The 15,791-nt window shown below is 55.1% G+C and carries 18 protein-coding genes; 9 read left to right on the forward strand and 9 right to left on the reverse strand.

Going from position 1 to position 15,791, the window contains the following annotated elements:
• Position 1: 1 nt before the first annotated feature.
• Positions 2 to 1,573 carry a diguanylate cyclase gene (locus tag ABU178_RS05255; protein WP_397212683.1) on the forward strand — a complete coding sequence of 524 codons (1,572 nt, stop codon included), beginning with the start codon at positions 2 to 4 and terminating at the stop codon, positions 1,571 to 1,573.
• A gap of 1 nt (position 1,574) precedes the next feature.
• On the opposite strand, the gene ABU178_RS05260 is transcribed toward ABU178_RS05255, so the two are convergent.
• A complete protein-coding gene (locus tag ABU178_RS05260) occupies positions 1,575 to 1,832 on the reverse strand; it encodes a hypothetical protein (protein ID WP_397212685.1) in 258 nt (85 codons plus the stop codon).
• 194 nt (positions 1,833 to 2,026) lie between these two features.
• On the opposite strand from ABU178_RS05260, the gene ABU178_RS05265 reads away from it, so the two are divergent.
• A complete protein-coding gene (locus tag ABU178_RS05265) occupies positions 2,027 to 2,281 on the forward strand; it encodes an acyl carrier protein (protein WP_397212687.1) in 255 nt (84 codons plus the stop codon).
• A gap of 194 nt (positions 2,282 to 2,475) precedes the next feature.
• On the opposite strand, the gene ABU178_RS05270 is transcribed toward ABU178_RS05265, so the two are convergent.
• Positions 2,476 to 2,718: a hypothetical protein gene (locus ABU178_RS05270; protein ID WP_397212689.1), complete on the reverse strand. Its 243-nt coding sequence runs from the start codon at positions 2,716 to 2,718 to the stop codon at positions 2,476 to 2,478.
• A gap of 975 nt (positions 2,719 to 3,693) precedes the next feature.
• Between ABU178_RS05270 and ABU178_RS05275 the strand changes: the two genes are divergently transcribed.
• The gene (locus ABU178_RS05275) at positions 3,694 to 3,849 is read left to right on the forward strand and encodes a hypothetical protein (protein ID WP_397212691.1); all 156 of its coding nucleotides are present in this window, start codon (positions 3,694 to 3,696) and stop codon (positions 3,847 to 3,849) included.
• An 81-nt stretch (positions 3,850 to 3,930) separates the two neighbouring features.
• On the opposite strand, the gene ABU178_RS05280 is transcribed toward ABU178_RS05275, so the two are convergent.
• From ABU178_RS05280 to ABU178_RS05290, 3 genes are all read right to left on the reverse strand, one after another.
• Positions 3,931 to 5,475 carry a sugar porter family MFS transporter gene (locus ABU178_RS05280; RefSeq protein ID WP_397215694.1) on the reverse strand — a complete coding sequence of 515 codons (1,545 nt, stop codon included), beginning with the start codon at positions 5,473 to 5,475 and terminating at the stop codon, positions 3,931 to 3,933.
• A 169-nt stretch (positions 5,476 to 5,644) separates the two neighbouring features.
• Positions 5,645 to 6,610 carry a chemotaxis protein gene (locus ABU178_RS05285; RefSeq protein WP_397212693.1) on the reverse strand — a complete coding sequence of 322 codons (966 nt, stop codon included), beginning with the start codon at positions 6,608 to 6,610 and terminating at the stop codon, positions 5,645 to 5,647.
• Between the two features lie 279 nt (positions 6,611 to 6,889).
• Positions 6,890 to 7,090 (reverse strand): hypothetical protein, encoded by a 201-nt coding sequence (locus ABU178_RS05290; RefSeq protein WP_397212695.1) that lies wholly within the window; start codon positions 7,088 to 7,090, stop codon positions 6,890 to 6,892.
• A 192-nt stretch (positions 7,091 to 7,282) separates the two neighbouring features.
• Between ABU178_RS05290 and ABU178_RS05295 the strand changes: the two genes are divergently transcribed.
• The gene (locus tag ABU178_RS05295; protein ID WP_397212697.1) at positions 7,283 to 7,678 is read left to right on the forward strand and encodes a YgiW/YdeI family stress tolerance OB fold protein; all 396 of its coding nucleotides are present in this window, start codon (positions 7,283 to 7,285) and stop codon (positions 7,676 to 7,678) included.
• Positions 7,679 to 7,734: 56 nt separating this feature from the next.
• On the opposite strand, the gene dbpA is transcribed toward ABU178_RS05295, so the two are convergent.
• From dbpA to ABU178_RS05310, 3 genes are all read right to left on the reverse strand, one after another.
• Positions 7,735 to 9,114: an ATP-dependent RNA helicase DbpA gene (gene dbpA / locus ABU178_RS05300; protein ID WP_397212698.1), complete on the reverse strand. Its 1,380-nt coding sequence runs from the start codon at positions 9,112 to 9,114 to the stop codon at positions 7,735 to 7,737.
• A gap of 101 nt (positions 9,115 to 9,215) precedes the next feature.
• The gene (locus ABU178_RS05305) at positions 9,216 to 10,478 is read right to left on the reverse strand and encodes a Gfo/Idh/MocA family protein (RefSeq protein WP_397212700.1); all 1,263 of its coding nucleotides are present in this window, start codon (positions 10,476 to 10,478) and stop codon (positions 9,216 to 9,218) included.
• Positions 10,479 to 10,494: 16 nt separating this feature from the next.
• Positions 10,495 to 11,157 carry a DUF1275 family protein gene (locus ABU178_RS05310; protein WP_397212702.1) on the reverse strand — a complete coding sequence of 221 codons (663 nt, stop codon included), beginning with the start codon at positions 11,155 to 11,157 and terminating at the stop codon, positions 10,495 to 10,497.
• 281 nt (positions 11,158 to 11,438) lie between these two features.
• Between ABU178_RS05310 and ABU178_RS05315 the strand changes: the two genes are divergently transcribed.
• A complete protein-coding gene (locus ABU178_RS05315) occupies positions 11,439 to 11,615 on the forward strand; it encodes a hypothetical protein (RefSeq protein ID WP_397212704.1) in 177 nt (58 codons plus the stop codon).
• Between the two features lie 79 nt (positions 11,616 to 11,694).
• Positions 11,695 to 12,042 (forward strand): hypothetical protein, encoded by a 348-nt coding sequence (locus ABU178_RS05320; RefSeq protein ID WP_397212706.1) that lies wholly within the window; start codon positions 11,695 to 11,697, stop codon positions 12,040 to 12,042.
• 35 nt (positions 12,043 to 12,077) lie between these two features.
• Here ABU178_RS05320 and ABU178_RS05325 read toward each other — a convergent pair whose 3' ends face one another.
• Positions 12,078 to 12,935, reverse strand: a complete 858-nt coding sequence (locus ABU178_RS05325; RefSeq protein WP_397212708.1) for a glucose 1-dehydrogenase — start codon at positions 12,933 to 12,935, stop codon at positions 12,078 to 12,080.
• A 402-nt stretch (positions 12,936 to 13,337) separates the two neighbouring features.
• On the opposite strand from ABU178_RS05325, the gene ABU178_RS05330 reads away from it, so the two are divergent.
• The 3 genes from ABU178_RS05330 to lldD all read left to right on the forward strand — a co-directional run bounded on the left by ABU178_RS05330 (position 13,338) and on the right by lldD (position 15,784).
• The gene (locus ABU178_RS05330; protein WP_397212710.1) at positions 13,338 to 13,544 is read left to right on the forward strand and encodes a hypothetical protein; all 207 of its coding nucleotides are present in this window, start codon (positions 13,338 to 13,340) and stop codon (positions 13,542 to 13,544) included.
• Positions 13,545 to 13,811: 267 nt separating this feature from the next.
• Complete coding sequence (lldR, locus tag ABU178_RS05335) at positions 13,812 to 14,597, forward strand: transcriptional regulator LldR (protein WP_397212711.1); 786 nt, start codon at positions 13,812 to 13,814, stop codon at positions 14,595 to 14,597.
• Positions 14,597 to 15,784 carry an FMN-dependent L-lactate dehydrogenase LldD gene (lldD, locus tag ABU178_RS05340; RefSeq protein ID WP_397212713.1) on the forward strand — a complete coding sequence of 396 codons (1,188 nt, stop codon included), beginning with the start codon at positions 14,597 to 14,599 and terminating at the stop codon, positions 15,782 to 15,784. The genes lldR and lldD overlap by 1 nt, the downstream gene beginning before the upstream one ends.
• Positions 15,785 to 15,791: the final 7 nt, after the last annotated feature.

The raw sequence follows: 15,791 nt of genomic DNA on the forward strand, positions 1-15,791 counted from the left end.
CATGAAGATTCGTGAAAAACTTTCTGCAAACTTTGCGCTTCACTCATCGCTTGGCAGAAGCATGACGCGTTATCTGCTGTTCCTTCTGATTGCCGTGCTGTTTTTCAGTCTCTGGACCCTGAATCGCTCCTGGCAGCAGGTTATTTATGATGCGCAGAACCTGGCGGTTAACCTCTCGATTTCCCAGACGCGTCAGGCAGAAGATACTTTTCTGCAAACCGAAATCACGCTGCGCATGGTGAAAAACGCCATCCCTGATGGCAATCCAGCCAGCATCAATACGGCTCAGCTCGATCCCATTCTGGCGGAGATGAAAAGCAGGCTGCCTCAGCTGCACGGACTGTTTGTTTATGATGCCCAGGGCAAATGGATTGCGACCTCGGGGTTAAAAATTCATACCAACATCAATAACGCAGATAGAGAATATTTCCACTATCACCGCAACAATCCGCAGGGCAGCATACATATCGGGCACGTTATTCACAGTCGGAATACCGGCGATCTGGTGATTCCGGTATCGCTGCGCCTGAGCGATTCGGCGGGCGGGTTTAGCGGTGTTGTGCTGGCCACCGTACGCGTGGACTATTTCCATCACTTTTACAGCTTCTTTGAGCTGGGAGAGAGGGATCTGCTGGCACTGATCCTGGATGACGGCACGGCGCTCTATGTGCGTCCTTTTTCCGAGTCGTTCGTTAACCGCAACATCTCAGCCAGTCCGCTTTTCACCACTCAGTTAATGCAGGCGAACCGGGGCAAAGGCACCTGGCGTTCCGCACTGGACGGTATCCCGCGTATTTTCGGTTACGCCCGTTCCGAACACTATCCAATAATCGTGGCGGCGGGTTTTGACCGACCGGCGCTCTGGAAGCGCTGGTTAAACAACAGCCTGCCCGACGTGGTGCTTAACGGCGCGCTGTTTATCATCATTCTGATCATGAGCGTGATGGTGCTCAGGCAGGTCAGAACCAATGTGAAAAATCAGATCGAACTTACCGATTTGAAAGATGAACTCACCCTGATCAACCAGACCTTGCAAGCCATGGCGCTGCTGGACGGACTGACCGGTCTGGCGAACCGCAGACAGTTTGATCTTTTCCTGACGCAAAATCTGAAACGGTCAGCTTTTACCGGTAAGCCTGTGTCGCTGGTGATGATCGATATTGATTACTTCAAGCACTATAACGACACTTACGGTCACGTCGCGGGCGATCGCTGCCTGATGCAGGTCGGCGCGGTGCTGAAAGAGATCTCGCATCGCAAAACCGATCTGGTGGCGCGCTACGGCGGAGAAGAGTTTGCTATCGTCCTGCCTGATACGGAACGGCAGGATGCGCTGAATCTCGCCTGGCGCGCCGTCAACACGGTGTATAACGCGGCGATTCCCCATCAAAGCAGCGCGCTGGCGGAGAAAAGGGTAACGATCAGCGCTGGCTGTTATGCGATGCAGGGTCGTGAAAAGGAGTCAGATGCGTTGCAGATCAAAGAGGGCGCTGACGCGGCGCTTTATCAGGCCAAGCGCGGCGGGCGCAACCGGGCGGCAATCAGGGATGAAGCTATTACCGAATCGGGCTGAATTACTCACTGGATCGGCGCCAGAGCCAACCCCATTGCGCTTCAATCCTGCTGGTGGCGTAATCCTGCGGCTTGCGCTGCAAGGCGGTACCGGCATAGGCGCGCAATACGCTTTGCAGCGACACTTCCGTGCGTCCCGTCTCGGTCACGCGGCTTTCAAGTATGCCCGCCTCAATCGCCAGGCGCAGCTGCGCCTGCGTGCGCCAGGTCATTTTTTCTATTTCATCCAGGCCGAACCACATACCCACCTCAAAAAACATCTTTTAACCATCAGTGATTTTCGGCATGGCGGGCGAAAGCTTCAGGCAACCCGATGTAAAAAATGCGTAAAGCGCTGCGTCGGGCAGCGGATCGTCCGGGCATCTGTTGTGCTGGTTCGCCTGCTGAATGCAATGCTTTGCTATACCTGGATCTCTGACAACCTTTATTCACTCTTCCCGAGGAGGCATAGCCTATGACTGATGCAAAAAAAGCGATCTTCGCACAGCTTCACAGCATTGTTGCTGGCGAAACAGCAAGCGAGCCTGACACGATTCGCGCTGAAAGTTACATCAAAAAAGATCTCGGTCTGGATGATTTGGCCCTGACCAGCATCATCGCTGAGATTGAAACGCGTTATAACGTCACGCTTGAGCGGGATGAGTGGCAGGAAGATGTAACCCTGGACTTTTTAGCGGAGGAGGTGAAAGCGCAGCTGGATGCGCTGTAGGTTCGTGACGCGCCGTAACGCCAGGGGAGACCTGCGGATCCTGCTCTGTCCTGTTATCAGCATTACTGATAACAGGACAGGCAACGCTTTGCTAAAGCAGAGATTGCGCTCCCCTGACGTTTTAAGGATCAGGCTAATGGAAAGGCGGCTTAAAAGGCGCAGACAGGCTGAAAGAGAGGGCAGAGCAGGGCAGGCTAACGGCTTTGCGCTGATGTCGAGGCATAGAGCTGGCGGATACGTGAATTCTGCGCTGCGGGATGTAGCCGTCGCCGTGCCTGCCACAGCGCCAGCAAACGCGTATCGTCGCTCTCATGCTCCGCCTGCCAGACCAGGTGCGCCAGAAGGGCATTTTTATCCGGCAAATGCTGCTCATCAATAAGTTGTAAAACGCTCTCACCAATCACAATATTGGCATTAACGGTAATGTTATCTGTCATCAGATGACTCCTCCGTCATGAGTAAAATCAGGTGCGGGATCGTTTTCACCGTACCCACTAAGTATAGTGACAAAACGCATAACCGCTGCGGCGCCTTCCTGTTTCAGGTATCGGCAGGACCGATGGAATGGATCCCGCACCCTCTGAAATACTTTGCGTTTTATTACGTTTTTTTGATTTTCATCAGGATGAAATTCGGTGAAAATAAAATGTTGTGCGCCATTTATTGTAATTACGACAAACAGTAACGTTAAGCCATAATAAAATAGCGGCGGCTGTCAGTAGTGAAAATTGATTATCTTTGCAAATGTTTTGATGATAAAATGCTCATGTTCAGGCAATGGATTCGCTATATCATCAGCAGCGACAGATTTGAGTTCAGATTAAAATTATTTTTTTACGCCAACACCAGGGCACTATTCTCAACAAGTAAACGTGTTTATAGAAATAAACATCTGATAAGTGTGAAACACCTGATTAATATAACACAGGTGTTTCACTCCCCTCTCAGACTGCCAGACCCTGTGTCGCCGCAAAGCACCACAGGGAACGCGGCGGCTTAACCTGATTGCAGGTCGAGTCTGCCGCGTCTGGCCCCTTCTGCAACCTTGCAATCGGGGTTTTCATGATTTTTCTCTTTTACCTTTGCCTGAATCCCGTGACAGGCGTCTCAGTGGTTTATAATCCCTTTGAGACTCTTGGTTTGAGAACATATGAAGCCGTTGGCAGGAAAGACGATGAGATTTATTTTTATATTGGTAGCATGCCTTTATCTTACCGGGTGCGTATCGCAAATTTTTTCTGTGCTGCCGAAAGACACTGATGTTTGTCCTCAGGGGCAAGATGCCGTTACCGGGCAGTGTCACTAACCCGCTTTCAGAGATAACGCAGGGCGTTTTTGTCTCTGACAACAACATTGGCGTCGGAACCTTCAGCTACACTTCATAAGCCCATGTTGGGCTTCGGGAGGATATGATGTCTGAGCGCCCTGATTACGATGAACCCTTACCGGACGACGCGGAAGGCGAAGCGATGCCTGACGAGGACGATGAGGATGACATCGAAGACGATGATGAAGAGTACATCGAAGATGATGATGAGCTGGTTCCCGATCCCAGCGAAGAGCCTTAACAGCGTAACGACAAACCGCCTTCATCAAGGCGGTTTTTTTATACACCGGCAGGCCGTAACGGCGGTCTGCCGGTTGATTGATTAACCTTGCGCCGTTTCAGCTTTCGCTTCTGTTTCAGTCTCGCCATACTTCTCGCGCATCATGATTTCGATCTCTTCTAGCGACTTGCCTTTGGTCTCCGGCAGCATGAAAAACACGAACAGCAGAGAGAGAATGTTAATCGCCACGAAGATGAAAAAGGTATAAGTCCCGATCATGCTCAGAGTAAGCGGGAACAAAAAGGCGACGGTGGCGTTACAGATCCATTGAAAAGCCACCGCTGTGCCGGTCAGCACGCCGCGAATTTGCATCGGGAAAAGTTCCGACATCAGCAGCCAGTAAATCGGTGAAACAAACATCTGCATGAAAAACAGGAACACCAGAATGCAGGCCAGAGCAAGATAGCTTTGCGTCAGGTTCTGCGGCAGCAGGGTCAGCACCGTACCCAGCGACAGCTGGGCCAGAATCACAAAGATCAGCCCGGTTATCAGTAAGTGACGACGGCCGAAGCGGCTGACTGCCCAGATACCGGCAAAGGTCGCCAGCACTGACACAACGCCGTTACCGATGGTCGCTGCGATAGCGGCGTTGGTGCCCATGCCGGTGGTTTTCAGAATGATCGGCGTATAGTACATAAAGGCATTCACGCCGGTAAACTGCGCGACAAAACCGAGTCCCATACCGGTCAGCAGCAATCTTATTACCCACTTTTCACGCAGCAGCTCTTTTACCGGCGGCCCCTGACGCGAGGCTTTCTCCTGTTTTTTCATCTCCGCCAGCTCTTTGCGCACCTCGCGCGGTGTCTCCCTGAGCGTCTTCAAAATCCTTTTTGCTTCGTTAATGCGGCCTTCAGACACCAGCCAGTGAGGAGAAGCCGGGACAAAGAAAGTGCCGATAAACAGCAGCAGGCCGGGCACTGTTGCCAGCGCCAGCATATAACGCCAGATATGTGGATCGTGCAGCAGATAGCTGATCAAGGTGCTGGCGACATAGGCGACAAGCTGGCCCGACACGATCATCAGCTCATTGCGGCTGACCAGCGGCGCGCGACGCTTAGGACCGGCGATCTCAGCGATAAACACCGGTACCGTCGAGGAGCCGCCGCCCACGGCGATGCCGAGTAAAAAACGCATCGCCACCATCACCGGCACGCTCGGCGCCAGAGCGGTGCCCAGCGCGCCAGCGACAAACAGCACAGAGAGACTGCGTAAGGTCAGGCGTCGGCCGAAACGGTCAGAAAAATAACCGCTCAGGAAAGAGCCGAGCGCCGCACCAAAAATCAGGGCGGAAGAGACCAGACCTTCAGTAAAAGAAGTTAGCCCAAGCCCGCCTTCTGCAGGCGAGGCGGACATATAAGGCAGCGCCCCGGAAATCACGCCAGTATCGTAGCCAAAGGCCAGCGCACCCATTGTGGCGACCAGCACGACAAAAAATATGCGCTGTCTTACCATCTCCCGGGTATTGGGTTCTTCTGTAATAACGGTTTCATTTGTATTTTCTGCCATATAAATCCCTGAAAAATGCTCATCATGCGCCGGCGTGATACATGCTCTCTGTTCCCGGAGCTGAAACGAACCGGCAAAAATTTATTAGTAAGTTTAGGTGATGATTGCGGAATATTCCTGAGATGTGATGAAAATCACTCATCAATATCGGGAAAACGTAAAGGATGGCATTGAAATTGCCGCAGGTCAGACGAAGCGGGGAGCGGGAAAAAGCGTCAGGACAACGGGCGTTGTCCTGACGTCAGGCGATTTAAGAGGCGGCGTGCTCCAGCACGCTGTGAATCACAGACGACAGCTCGTTGATTTCAAACTTGGCGACATAGCCATCCGCGCCAACCTTGCGCACATGATCTTCGTTGGCGCTGCCGGAAAGCGATGAGTGGATCACCACCGGAATCTTTTTCAGCTTGTCGTCACGCTTGATGTTACGCGTCAGGGTAAAGCCATCCATCTCTGGCATTTCCAGATCGGTCAACACCAGCGCGATTTTATCGGTAATCGATTTGCCTTCATTCTGCGCCTCCTGCGCCATTTTTTTGATGTGATCCCAGGCTTCCAGGCCGGTAGTAAACATCAAGGCCGGGATCCCCATGCTTTTCAGCCCTTGCTCAAGCAGCGAACGGGCAACGCGGGAATCTTCCGCCACGATCGCCACGGTGCCGGGCTTGAGGTTGAAGCTTTTCTCTTTAACCGCGTCAGGTTCCACGCCGCGCACGGAAGGAATGATGTCATATAAAATCTGCTCGACATCCAGTACCAGCGCCAGTTCGTTGTCCTGCTGATCGCTGTCAAGACGGGCGATACTGGTAATGTTGCGGCTGCTGATGCCCGCTTCTGCGGTATGCACCTGGCTCCAGTCGAGGCGTACGATGTTTTCAACCGATTCCACGGCAAAAGCCTGAGTGCTGCGCGCATATTCCGTTACTAACAGCAGGTTCAGGCCGGTGGTCGGCGTACAGCCTGTTACCGCCGGCAGATCGATCACCGGAATAAACTGCCCGCGAATACTGGCCATACCCAGCAGCGGCGAGCGCATACCGGCTGCGCGCGTAATGGGCGGCATCGGAACGATTTCACGCAGCTTAAAGACGTTAATGCCATACAGCTCCGACTTGCCTTTGTCCTGATCGGATCCCAGCCGGAACAGCAAAAGCTCAAACTTATTTGATAAAGCGAGATTAGCTCTCTCATCAATCTCTTTTTGAAAGTTATCCATGTTTGCCTCTAAGTGTTGAGCCGGGCAGCGGGTGATCGGTTTCAGGACAGGACGTGAGAAACGTTAGCCGTCTCGCGCTTTGCCATGCGTATCTGTTTTCTCGTTGAGTGGTTATCGGCAACAAAAAACAAAAATGGAGATTTTTATAGCAGGGCAGGAGGAAGTTTTTTCATCGCCGCAGAGTGCGGCAGGGCAAGCAGGCATTGTTATCGCAGAACTCAGGCCCGTTTCATGGGCCTGAGCGAAAAAGGATCGCGCCGTATTGCCGCTGTGACAGGATTATTTGGCCTGCCAGGGATCCTTTTCATCATCTTCACTGTCATCCCGTTTTCTGGGAATTTCCCCTTCGCCATTACCCATATCGCCTGCGCCCAAATCATCCTCTTCATAAGGATTTGGCGCGTTGGGCGCATCTTCCGGTAATCCGTGCTTTTCGTTGTCGTCCGGGTAGGGCTTGTTGTGATCTGGACGTTCAGACATCGTTTTCTCCCTCTTTTCCACAATGATTCATTAAGTGTAGAAGAGCCAGCCATATCAGGCGGCAGGAATGTTACCTGGTCCGAATTGAAACAAGCGCTAAGCGAATCCTCTCCTGTTTTTTCCGTCATGTGCCAGGATTACAGGTGTGGATTACAGATTGGATAGCATCTTCAGTTATAAGGAGCCTTATCAATGAAGAAAGTCACGCTACTTGCACTCTCAGCCCTGTTAAGCTTCAGCGCCCTTGCCGCCGATGAAGGCGGATTTAAAGCGGGAGAGGCGCCGCCGCCGCCAGCGAAACAGGACGCCGGTTATAAAGGATCGGAGGATACCGGCCAGTCAACCATTGCTGGTATTCGGGATAGCCGGGAAAATGCCTGGGTGACGCTGGAAGGCAACATCATTAAGAAAGAGAGCGGAGATCGTTACCAGTTCCGCGATAAAACCGGCACCATTATCATCATGGCGCCGAAAGCGGTGTTCGACGGCAAAGAATATGATGCGCAGGATCTGGTGCGCCTGAGCGGCAACGTCAGCGGTAAAGGCGACAACACGATGCTTCACGTAAAACGCATGGAAGAGCCCTAACCGACCCGCGAGGCATCTCCTGATGCCTCGCCATCATTATCCCTCCGCTCATCCTGTTACTTCAGCAATATCGCCCGGCAGCTTTTGCCTTTGATTTTTCCCTGCTTCAGCTTAATCAGCGCGGCCTTCGCCTGGCTGGCGGCAATCGCCACATAGGCGTGCGTCGGCGTCAGATCGATCTTGCCGATCTGTTCAGCGCTGAAGCCCGCCTCGCCGGTCAGGGCGCCGAGAATATCGCCGGGACGTATTTTTGCCTTGCGCCCGCCATCAATACACAACGTCATCATCGCGGCAGGCAATGCCTTCTGCGCCTGCTTTTTCAGCGTGTCGCTGGCTTGCCATGGCAGCGGCTTCTGCAAATAGTCTTCCAGCGCGTGGGCGCGCGCCATCTCATCCGGCGCAACAAAGCTGACGGCGGTGCCCTGTTCACCGGCGCGCGCGGTGCGTCCGATGCGATGCACGTGCACTTCCGGATCGTACGAAAGCTGAAAGTTGACCACCATCGCCAGCGCCTTGATATCCAGCCCGCGCGCGGCAACGTCAGTCGCCACCAGCACGCGGCAGCTGCCGTTGGCAAAGCGGATCAGCACGCGGTCGCGGTCGCGCTGTTCCAGATCGCCATGCAGCGGCAGCGCGCTGATCTGGCTCTCCTCCAGCGCGGCGGCAATATCATCGCACTCGCGTTTGGTATTGCAGAACACCACGCAGGAGGCAGGCTGACGCTGGCTGAGCAGGGCCATCAGCAGCGGCAGCTTTTCGCGGCTGGAGGCTTCAAAGAAATGCTGCTCAATGGACGGCAGTTCCGTGACCTCTTCGGTGGTGATGGCGCAGGCGTCGCGCTGGAAACGCTCGCTGATAGCGATAATGCCCTGCGGCCAGGTGGCGGAGAAGAGCAGCGTCTGGCGGCTCTCCGGCGTATAGCCGACAATGGTTTCTATATCGTCACGGAATCCCATCTCCAGCATGCGGTCCGCCTCATCCAGCACCAGCGTCCGCAGCCCGGAAAGATCCAGCGATTCGCGCTTCAGGTGATCGAGAATACGACCCGGCGTGCCAACCACAATCTGCGGCGCATGCACCAGCGAGTCGCGTTGCGCGGAGATCGGCTGGCCGCCGCACAGCGTAAGAATTTTAATATTGCGCGTAAAACGCGCCAGACGACGCAGTTCGTTGCTGACCTGATCGGCCAGCTCACGCGTGGGACAAAGCACCAGCGCCTGAGTTTGATAAAGCGCATTGTCGATCTGCTGCAGCACACCAAGTCCAAATGCGGCCGTTTTCCCGCTGCCGGTTTTCGCCTGGGCGCGAACGTCGCGGCCTGCAAGAATCGTGGGTAATGCCGCAGCCTGAATCGGCGTCATGGCATCGAAGCCCATTTCGCGCAGGTTATCGAGCTGGCTGGCAGGGAGTTGCGTCAAGGTAGAAAAAGCGGTCACGGGAAAATTCTCTAATCAGGCGGGTTTGCGGCGCATAGTCTAGCAGAATGTCGGCATTACGGCACTGGCCTGCGCCCGCGCCGTAATATCGTTTAGGTTCGCTACGATTGACGCGCCGCTGCCGACACTGGCGGATGAGCAGAAACCAGATCGATCTTCACCGGCATTCCTTCGCGCGCCGAGCGGTAAATCGCCTCCATCAGCAGATGATCCTGTAAACCCTCCTCACCAGGCGTGTGGGGCGTTTCATCTTTCAGCACGCACTGTGCGAAATGGTCAATCTCCAAAGTAAATTGATTTTTCGGCGACAGCCGCACTTCGTTGACCTCTTCGCCCTCGCCGTGACGCTGGGCGATACGCAGACGCTGCCCCTGATAGGCGAAAGCGTTCTCCAGTGCAATCCAGCCTTTCTCCAGACGAATCTGCATATCTTTGCATTCATGCGCGCCGTAGCTGCTGACACAGTTGGCGATGGTGCCGGAAGCAAAGCGCAGGCTGAAAGAGATGGTCTCTTCCACCTCGCGATAGCGCGGATCGTTGTCGGGATTGATAATCTGCGCGTAAACCTCAATCGGTTCTTCGCCGAGCAGGGTACGCACGCCGTTCAGGCAGTAGAGACCGATATCAGGCAGGGCGCCGCCGCCAGAGAGCGCCGCGCGCATGCGCCATTGGTCGCCCGGTCCCTGCACCTGGGTGTTGGTCGCTTCGATGATGCGCGCCTGACCCAGCTCGCCAGACTGGGTCAGGCGTGCAACCTCCAGATTGAACAACTCATACTGGCAGCGGTAGGCGATCATCAGCTTTACCTTTGCCGCTTTGCAGGCCGCGATCATTTCGCGCGCTTCATCGGCGGTGTTAGCCATCGGCTTTTCACACAGCACATGTTTGCCCGCCTTCGCCGCCGCGACGACGTGATCGCGGTGCATGCCGTTTGGCGTCACAATATAGACGGCATCGATGGTCGGATTTTCCGCCATGCGCGCCATCTCGTCATAGCGATAGATCGCCGAGGGATCGATGCCGTACTGCTGCGCCACCGCCTGCGCTTTTTCCGGCCGGTCAGAAACCAGCGCCACCGGGCGCGCCAGCTTGCTCTGGCTAAACGCGGGCAGAATCTGATTCAGTGCCAGACGGCCCAGCCCAACGATGGCAATGCCGAGACGCTTTTCCGGCGCGAGCGGGGCGGGCGGCGACGGCTCAGGTCGATCGGCTGCGCCTTTCCAGTTCTCAAAATCAACCTTGCCCTGCGACACGCTGCCGAGATCGATATCGTGCGGCGCTTCGCGTTTTGCGCCAACCGGCAACAGCGGGCCTGCGGGCGTGCCGGGGCCGCGGCAGGAAAAGGTCGGTTTTTCATCAGACATGATAGCTTCCTTGTGGTTAATGTTGAGAGGGCGCAAAAGCACGGAATTTACGTAGCAGCAAATGCGATCCCGCGAGCAGCAGACACCAGAGCGCAATGAAAAGCAGCAGGTGTTGCGGATAGCGATGATCCAGCAGGGCACCGATAAAAGCAGCGATCAGCCAGACCAGCCAGCGCAGCGCCAGCGGCAGGGCGAGACTGAACTCGCCGCTGGCGAGCTGGCGTCCCAGCTTTACCAGCGTGCCCGTGATAAAGGTGACGCCCGGCTCGCTGGCGCTGATCTGATTCAGCGTGCCCATACCCAACGCAATAGCAACTACCATCCCCAGCGGATATTCAGCGTCGCTGGCAGGCCAGGCGATGCCGAGTAAACCGGCCACCAGCAACAGCAGCACCGGCGCGCGCCAGCGGCCCAGCCGATTGCCGAGCCAGGCGGCAAAAGTGGTGCTGGCGAGAAAAGCGAGGATCAGCGTCAGCAACGGCAGCACTTTTTGCACGTTTCCCTGCTGGATAAACTGCGCCAGCTTGCTGGTATTGCCGGTCATATAGACCGCCAGCAGCTCTTTGCTGTGCAGATAGAGCGCGGCATCCGCGAGCCCCGCAACGGAAACCAGCAGCAAAACAAACGTGGTCGTGAATTCGGGATGGTCGCTCTGCTGCTCTCGGTCAGGTTGTGTCATAGCGCTCCCGAAAAGGTGAGGTGGTCTGTGTTGTTATTAACTGGGTATAGAGAAAACTCATCGATTCTGCCAGTTCGCAGAGAGAAGCAATAAGGCTCTCAGCTACCTAATAATCGCTAAATCAGCCAGTAACCCAGCGGGAAAAAATTTGCCCGATCGCCGAAGCGCAGCGGGAAACAATAGTTTTCCGACGGGATGGTTTTGTTATGAAATAAGGTAGAGGCGAAAAATTCTGTCTATTCTGAACAAGGTAAAAAGACTTTTTTATTCAGGAGGAAGAGATGAAGTTTTTCTATTTCGTTTCACTGATCGCTTCTGCCGGTTATTTACTGGCGTTTCTGCCGAAGCTCAGAACGCAGCGCGAACCGGTGGCCTATTGGGGATGCTGGGCTTATTTAGCGGCCAACGCCATCTTCTGGGTGATTTACGGCATGCGCCACTACCTGCACTGGTTTTAAAGCCTGACTCTTCATCTCCGAAACGCCGCGCGTTATGCGGCATTATTTCACTTTTCATTAATCGCACCCTGGAGGAACCATGTCAGAAAACAACCGGGATCTGATGCCCTATAACCTGTTCTATTGTGATGAACGCCTGCTGGTGCAGAACATTGACGGCCATCTTGTGGATATTGGTGGCGCCACGCAGCAGCAAGGGAAATATCACTGGCAGCTGGACGGCAACGATGAGCAGGGCGACGTGAGCGAATCGGCACAGGCGATGCTGCAGGATGTAGAGAAACATCTCTCTTTTCTGTTCCTCGACGGTCAATTTACCAGCCTGCCGGATCTCAGTAAGCAGTATGGCGATCGGCTCGACAGCGCGCCCGCGCGTGAAATTTTGTTGCATGAGCTGAACGATGACGATGAGCAGGACATTCGCTGAATAAAAACGGCGCCGGAGGTCGACGCCGTCTGTGGTCAGATAAAGGCGACGCCGCCGGTGACTGCCAGGGTAGAGCCGGACATATAGCTGCCTTCATCGCTGGCAAGCAACACATAAGCCGGAGCCAGTTCAGCCGGTTGGCCTACGCGCTGAATCGGCACTTCGCTGCCGAGGTTTTTAACCTGTTCGGCGGGCATGGTGGCCGGGATCAGCGGCGTCCAGATCGGGCCAGGGGCGACCACATTGGAACGGATGCCTTTTTCCGCCAGTAACGCCGCCAGGCTGCCGGAGAAATTAATAATCGCCGCTTTGGTGGCGGAGTAGGCGAGCAGCTTAGGCTTGGGCTGATCGGCGTTGATCGAGGCGGTGCTGATAATCGCCCCGCCGGCCGGCATATGCGGCACCGCCGCTTTGCAGATATGGAACATCGCATAGATATTGGTTTTCATCGTGCGGTCGAACTCTTCGTCGCTGATTTCATCCAGCGACTCGCGCACCATCTGAAAGGCAGCATTGTTCACCACGATATCGATTTGACCAAAGGCATCTACCGCCTGCTGCACAATATCCCGACAGTGCGCGGCATCAGTAATATCGCCCTCAACCAGCAACGCTTTCTGTCCCGCTTTTTCGACCAGGCGCGCAGTATCTTTCGCATCTTCATGCTCGTTCAGGTAGGAAATCAGCACATCTGCGCCTTCACGAGCGTAGGCGATCGCCACCGCACGGCCAATACCGGAATCGCCTCCGGTAATAATCGCCTTTTTACCCTGCAGGCGACCGGAGCCTTTATAGCTGTTTTCGCCATGGTCGGGCACCGGATCCATATCAAAAAACGAGCCGGGCGGCGTCTGCTGCTGTTCTGGCTGCGGCGGAGTGGGGCGTGAAGTCATAGCGGTTCTCCTGATATGAGGCTGGCGTCAACGCCAGCGTAAAAATAACGGTCCGTTGCGTCTGTTTCCCTTAATTCAATGCGATTTGAGTATAGTTGAGGATGTTCGCGCAGGCTGAAAAGGCGTAAAAGACCTTCCTGTCACGGTACGCAGAATAAAAAGCGCGCCGGGTGTCATGCTGAATGAAAATGGACTCAAAACGAAAATGAGGTTACTTTCGTCAGGCAATTTCGGTTAAAATTTGATCGCTTGGGTGATGAGCAAATTCTGAAACCGAAGCGAGATGGCGTACCTGAAACCGCAAACCAAGCTATGCCATGACAAGGTAAAATTTGAGTTAGTTTTGCTTTATATTGTTCGTGCCAGTTATGCACCAGAACTACCCGCCCAGAGGTAAATTATTTGAGTACTATTAACCAGGGATCAAATGAAGACGTACTGAAAATCGTAGGCCGTGCCGTGTTGACCTTGCATGTTCACGGCGAGACGTTAACTGCGGATAAAGTTGTCTCTATGATTAGATGTTATGCAGAAAAAGAACCTTCCAGTGACGAGACCCAGCGGCTTTACGCGCTGGCGATTGAAATGATGTCTTCTGATATCGCGTAATCGATACGGGGTGATAGCACGGCCGATGCCGACCCTGATAACACGCCACGAAAGCCTCCTTCCGGAGGCTTTTTTGATCGCGACGACACCCTAAGGCGCAGATTTTGGTCCTACCAATTGCGCGTAAATTTATCCCTCAATCACATAACACAAATTATCCCGACTGCTCTGTTGCAATGAGTTAACAACAGATTAACTATCTGATGCCATAAGGTCCGGCGCCCGAAATTTGGTAGGACCAATCAGCAAGGGCATCCGGGTGATTTCATGACAGAACCGCATTACCGTCTCGCCGATCGTCTGGCTGTACGGCTGAAAGCTTTTATCAACGAGCAAAAACTGGAAGCGGGCATGCGTCTGCCTGCTGAACGGCAGCTGGCCGCAGAGCTGGGTGTGTCGCGCTCCTCGCTGCGTGAAGCGCTACAGCAGCTGATCAGCGCGGGCGTGCTGGTGAGCCGACGCGGCGGGGGAACCTGGGTGCGTCAGCAGATTGAACCCTGGTCGGAGCAGCGCATCGTGCAGCCGCTCCGCCTGCTGCTGGCGGAGGATCCCGATTATCGCTACGACATACTGGAAGCGCGCCATGCCATTGAAGCCAGCACCGCATGGTATGCCGCGCTGCGCGCCACCGAAGCGGATAAAGAGAAGCTGCAATACGCCTTCGACGCCACGCTAAAGCTTAAAGAGAGCGACGATCCCGATCTTGCCGCGCAGGCGGACGTGCGCTTTCACCTCGCCATTGCTGAAGCCTCGCACAATCTGGTGCTGCTGCAAACCATGCGCGGCTTTTTCGATCTGCTGCAATCGTCCGTGATGCAGAGCCGTCAGCGTATGTATATCAGGCCGGTGATTTTCGCCCGACTGACGGAGCAACATCACATACTGCTACAGGCGATACTGACAGGGGAGGCCGCGCAGGCGCGCGCTGCGGCGATGGACCATTTGGGGTTTGTGCACGCCACGATGAAAACCCTGCATGAAGATGAAGCGCGGCAGGCGCGCATCACACGCCTGCCGGGTAATGATTCCGATAACAGCAAGGATAACCATTGATGATCATTTCAGCCGCAAGCGACTACCGCGCCGCAGCACAGCGCATTCTGCCGCCGTTCCTGTTTCACTATATCGACGGCGGCGCCTACGCCGAATATACGCTAAAGCGTAACGTGGAAGATCTTTCTCAGGTAGCGCTGCGTCAGCGTGTGCTGAAGAACATGTCTGATTTGAGTCTGGAAACCAAACTGTTTAATGAAACCCTCGCTATGCCGGTGGCGCTGGCGCCGGTGGGTCTGTGCGGCATGTATGCCCGTCGCGGGGAAGTGCAGGCGGCGCGGGCGGCGGCATTGAAGGGCATTCCTTTTACGCTCTCCACGGTGTCGGTTTGTCCGATTGAGGAAGTGGCCCCGGCCATCAATCGTCCGATGTGGTTTCAGCTCTATGTATTGCGCGATCGCGGTTTTATGCGTAACGCGCTGGAACGCGCCAAAGCGGCAGGCTGCTCGACGCTGGTTTTTACCGTGGATATGCCCACACCCGGGGCGCGTTATCGCGACGCGCACTCCGGTATGAGCGGTGCCAACGCCGCGATGCGTCGTTACTTACAGGCGATTACCCATCCGCAATGGGCGTGGGATGTCGGGCTGCATGGCCGACCGCACGATCTGGGCAATATTTCCACCTATCTTGGCAAACCCACCGGGCTGGAAGATTACATCGGCTGGCTGGCGAACAACTTCGATCCCTCCATATCCTGGAAAGATCTGGAGTGGATCCGCGAGTTCTGGGATGGCCCGATGGTAATCAAAGGCATTCTTGACGCGGAAGATGCGCGCGACGCGGTGCGTTTTGGTGCTGACGGCATTGTGGTGTCCAACCACGGCGGGCGTCAGCTGGATGGCGTGCTCTCTTCAGCGCGCGTGCTGCCAGCGATTGCCGACGCGGTGAAGGGCGAGATCGCCATTCTGGCGGATAGCGGTATCCGCAACGGCCTTGACGTGGTGCGCATGATTGCGCTGGGTGCCGATACCGTCCTGCTGGGACGCGCCTTTCTCTATGCGTTGGCGACGCACGGGCAGCGCGGCGTGGAAAACCTGCTGAGCCTGATTGAAAAAGAGATGCGGGTGGCGATGACCCTGACCGGCGCCAGAACCATTGCCGATATCACGCCCGATCTGCTGGTGCAGACGGCCACCGCGTTACAGGAGGCGCAACAGCCGTTGCGCCCGCGTGCGGTAAGCTGAGCGCCTT

It is taken from the genome of Pantoea osteomyelitidis (assembly GCF_044342975.1).
Taxonomy (GTDB): Bacteria; Pseudomonadota; Gammaproteobacteria; order Enterobacterales; family Enterobacteriaceae; genus Pantoea; species Pantoea osteomyelitidis.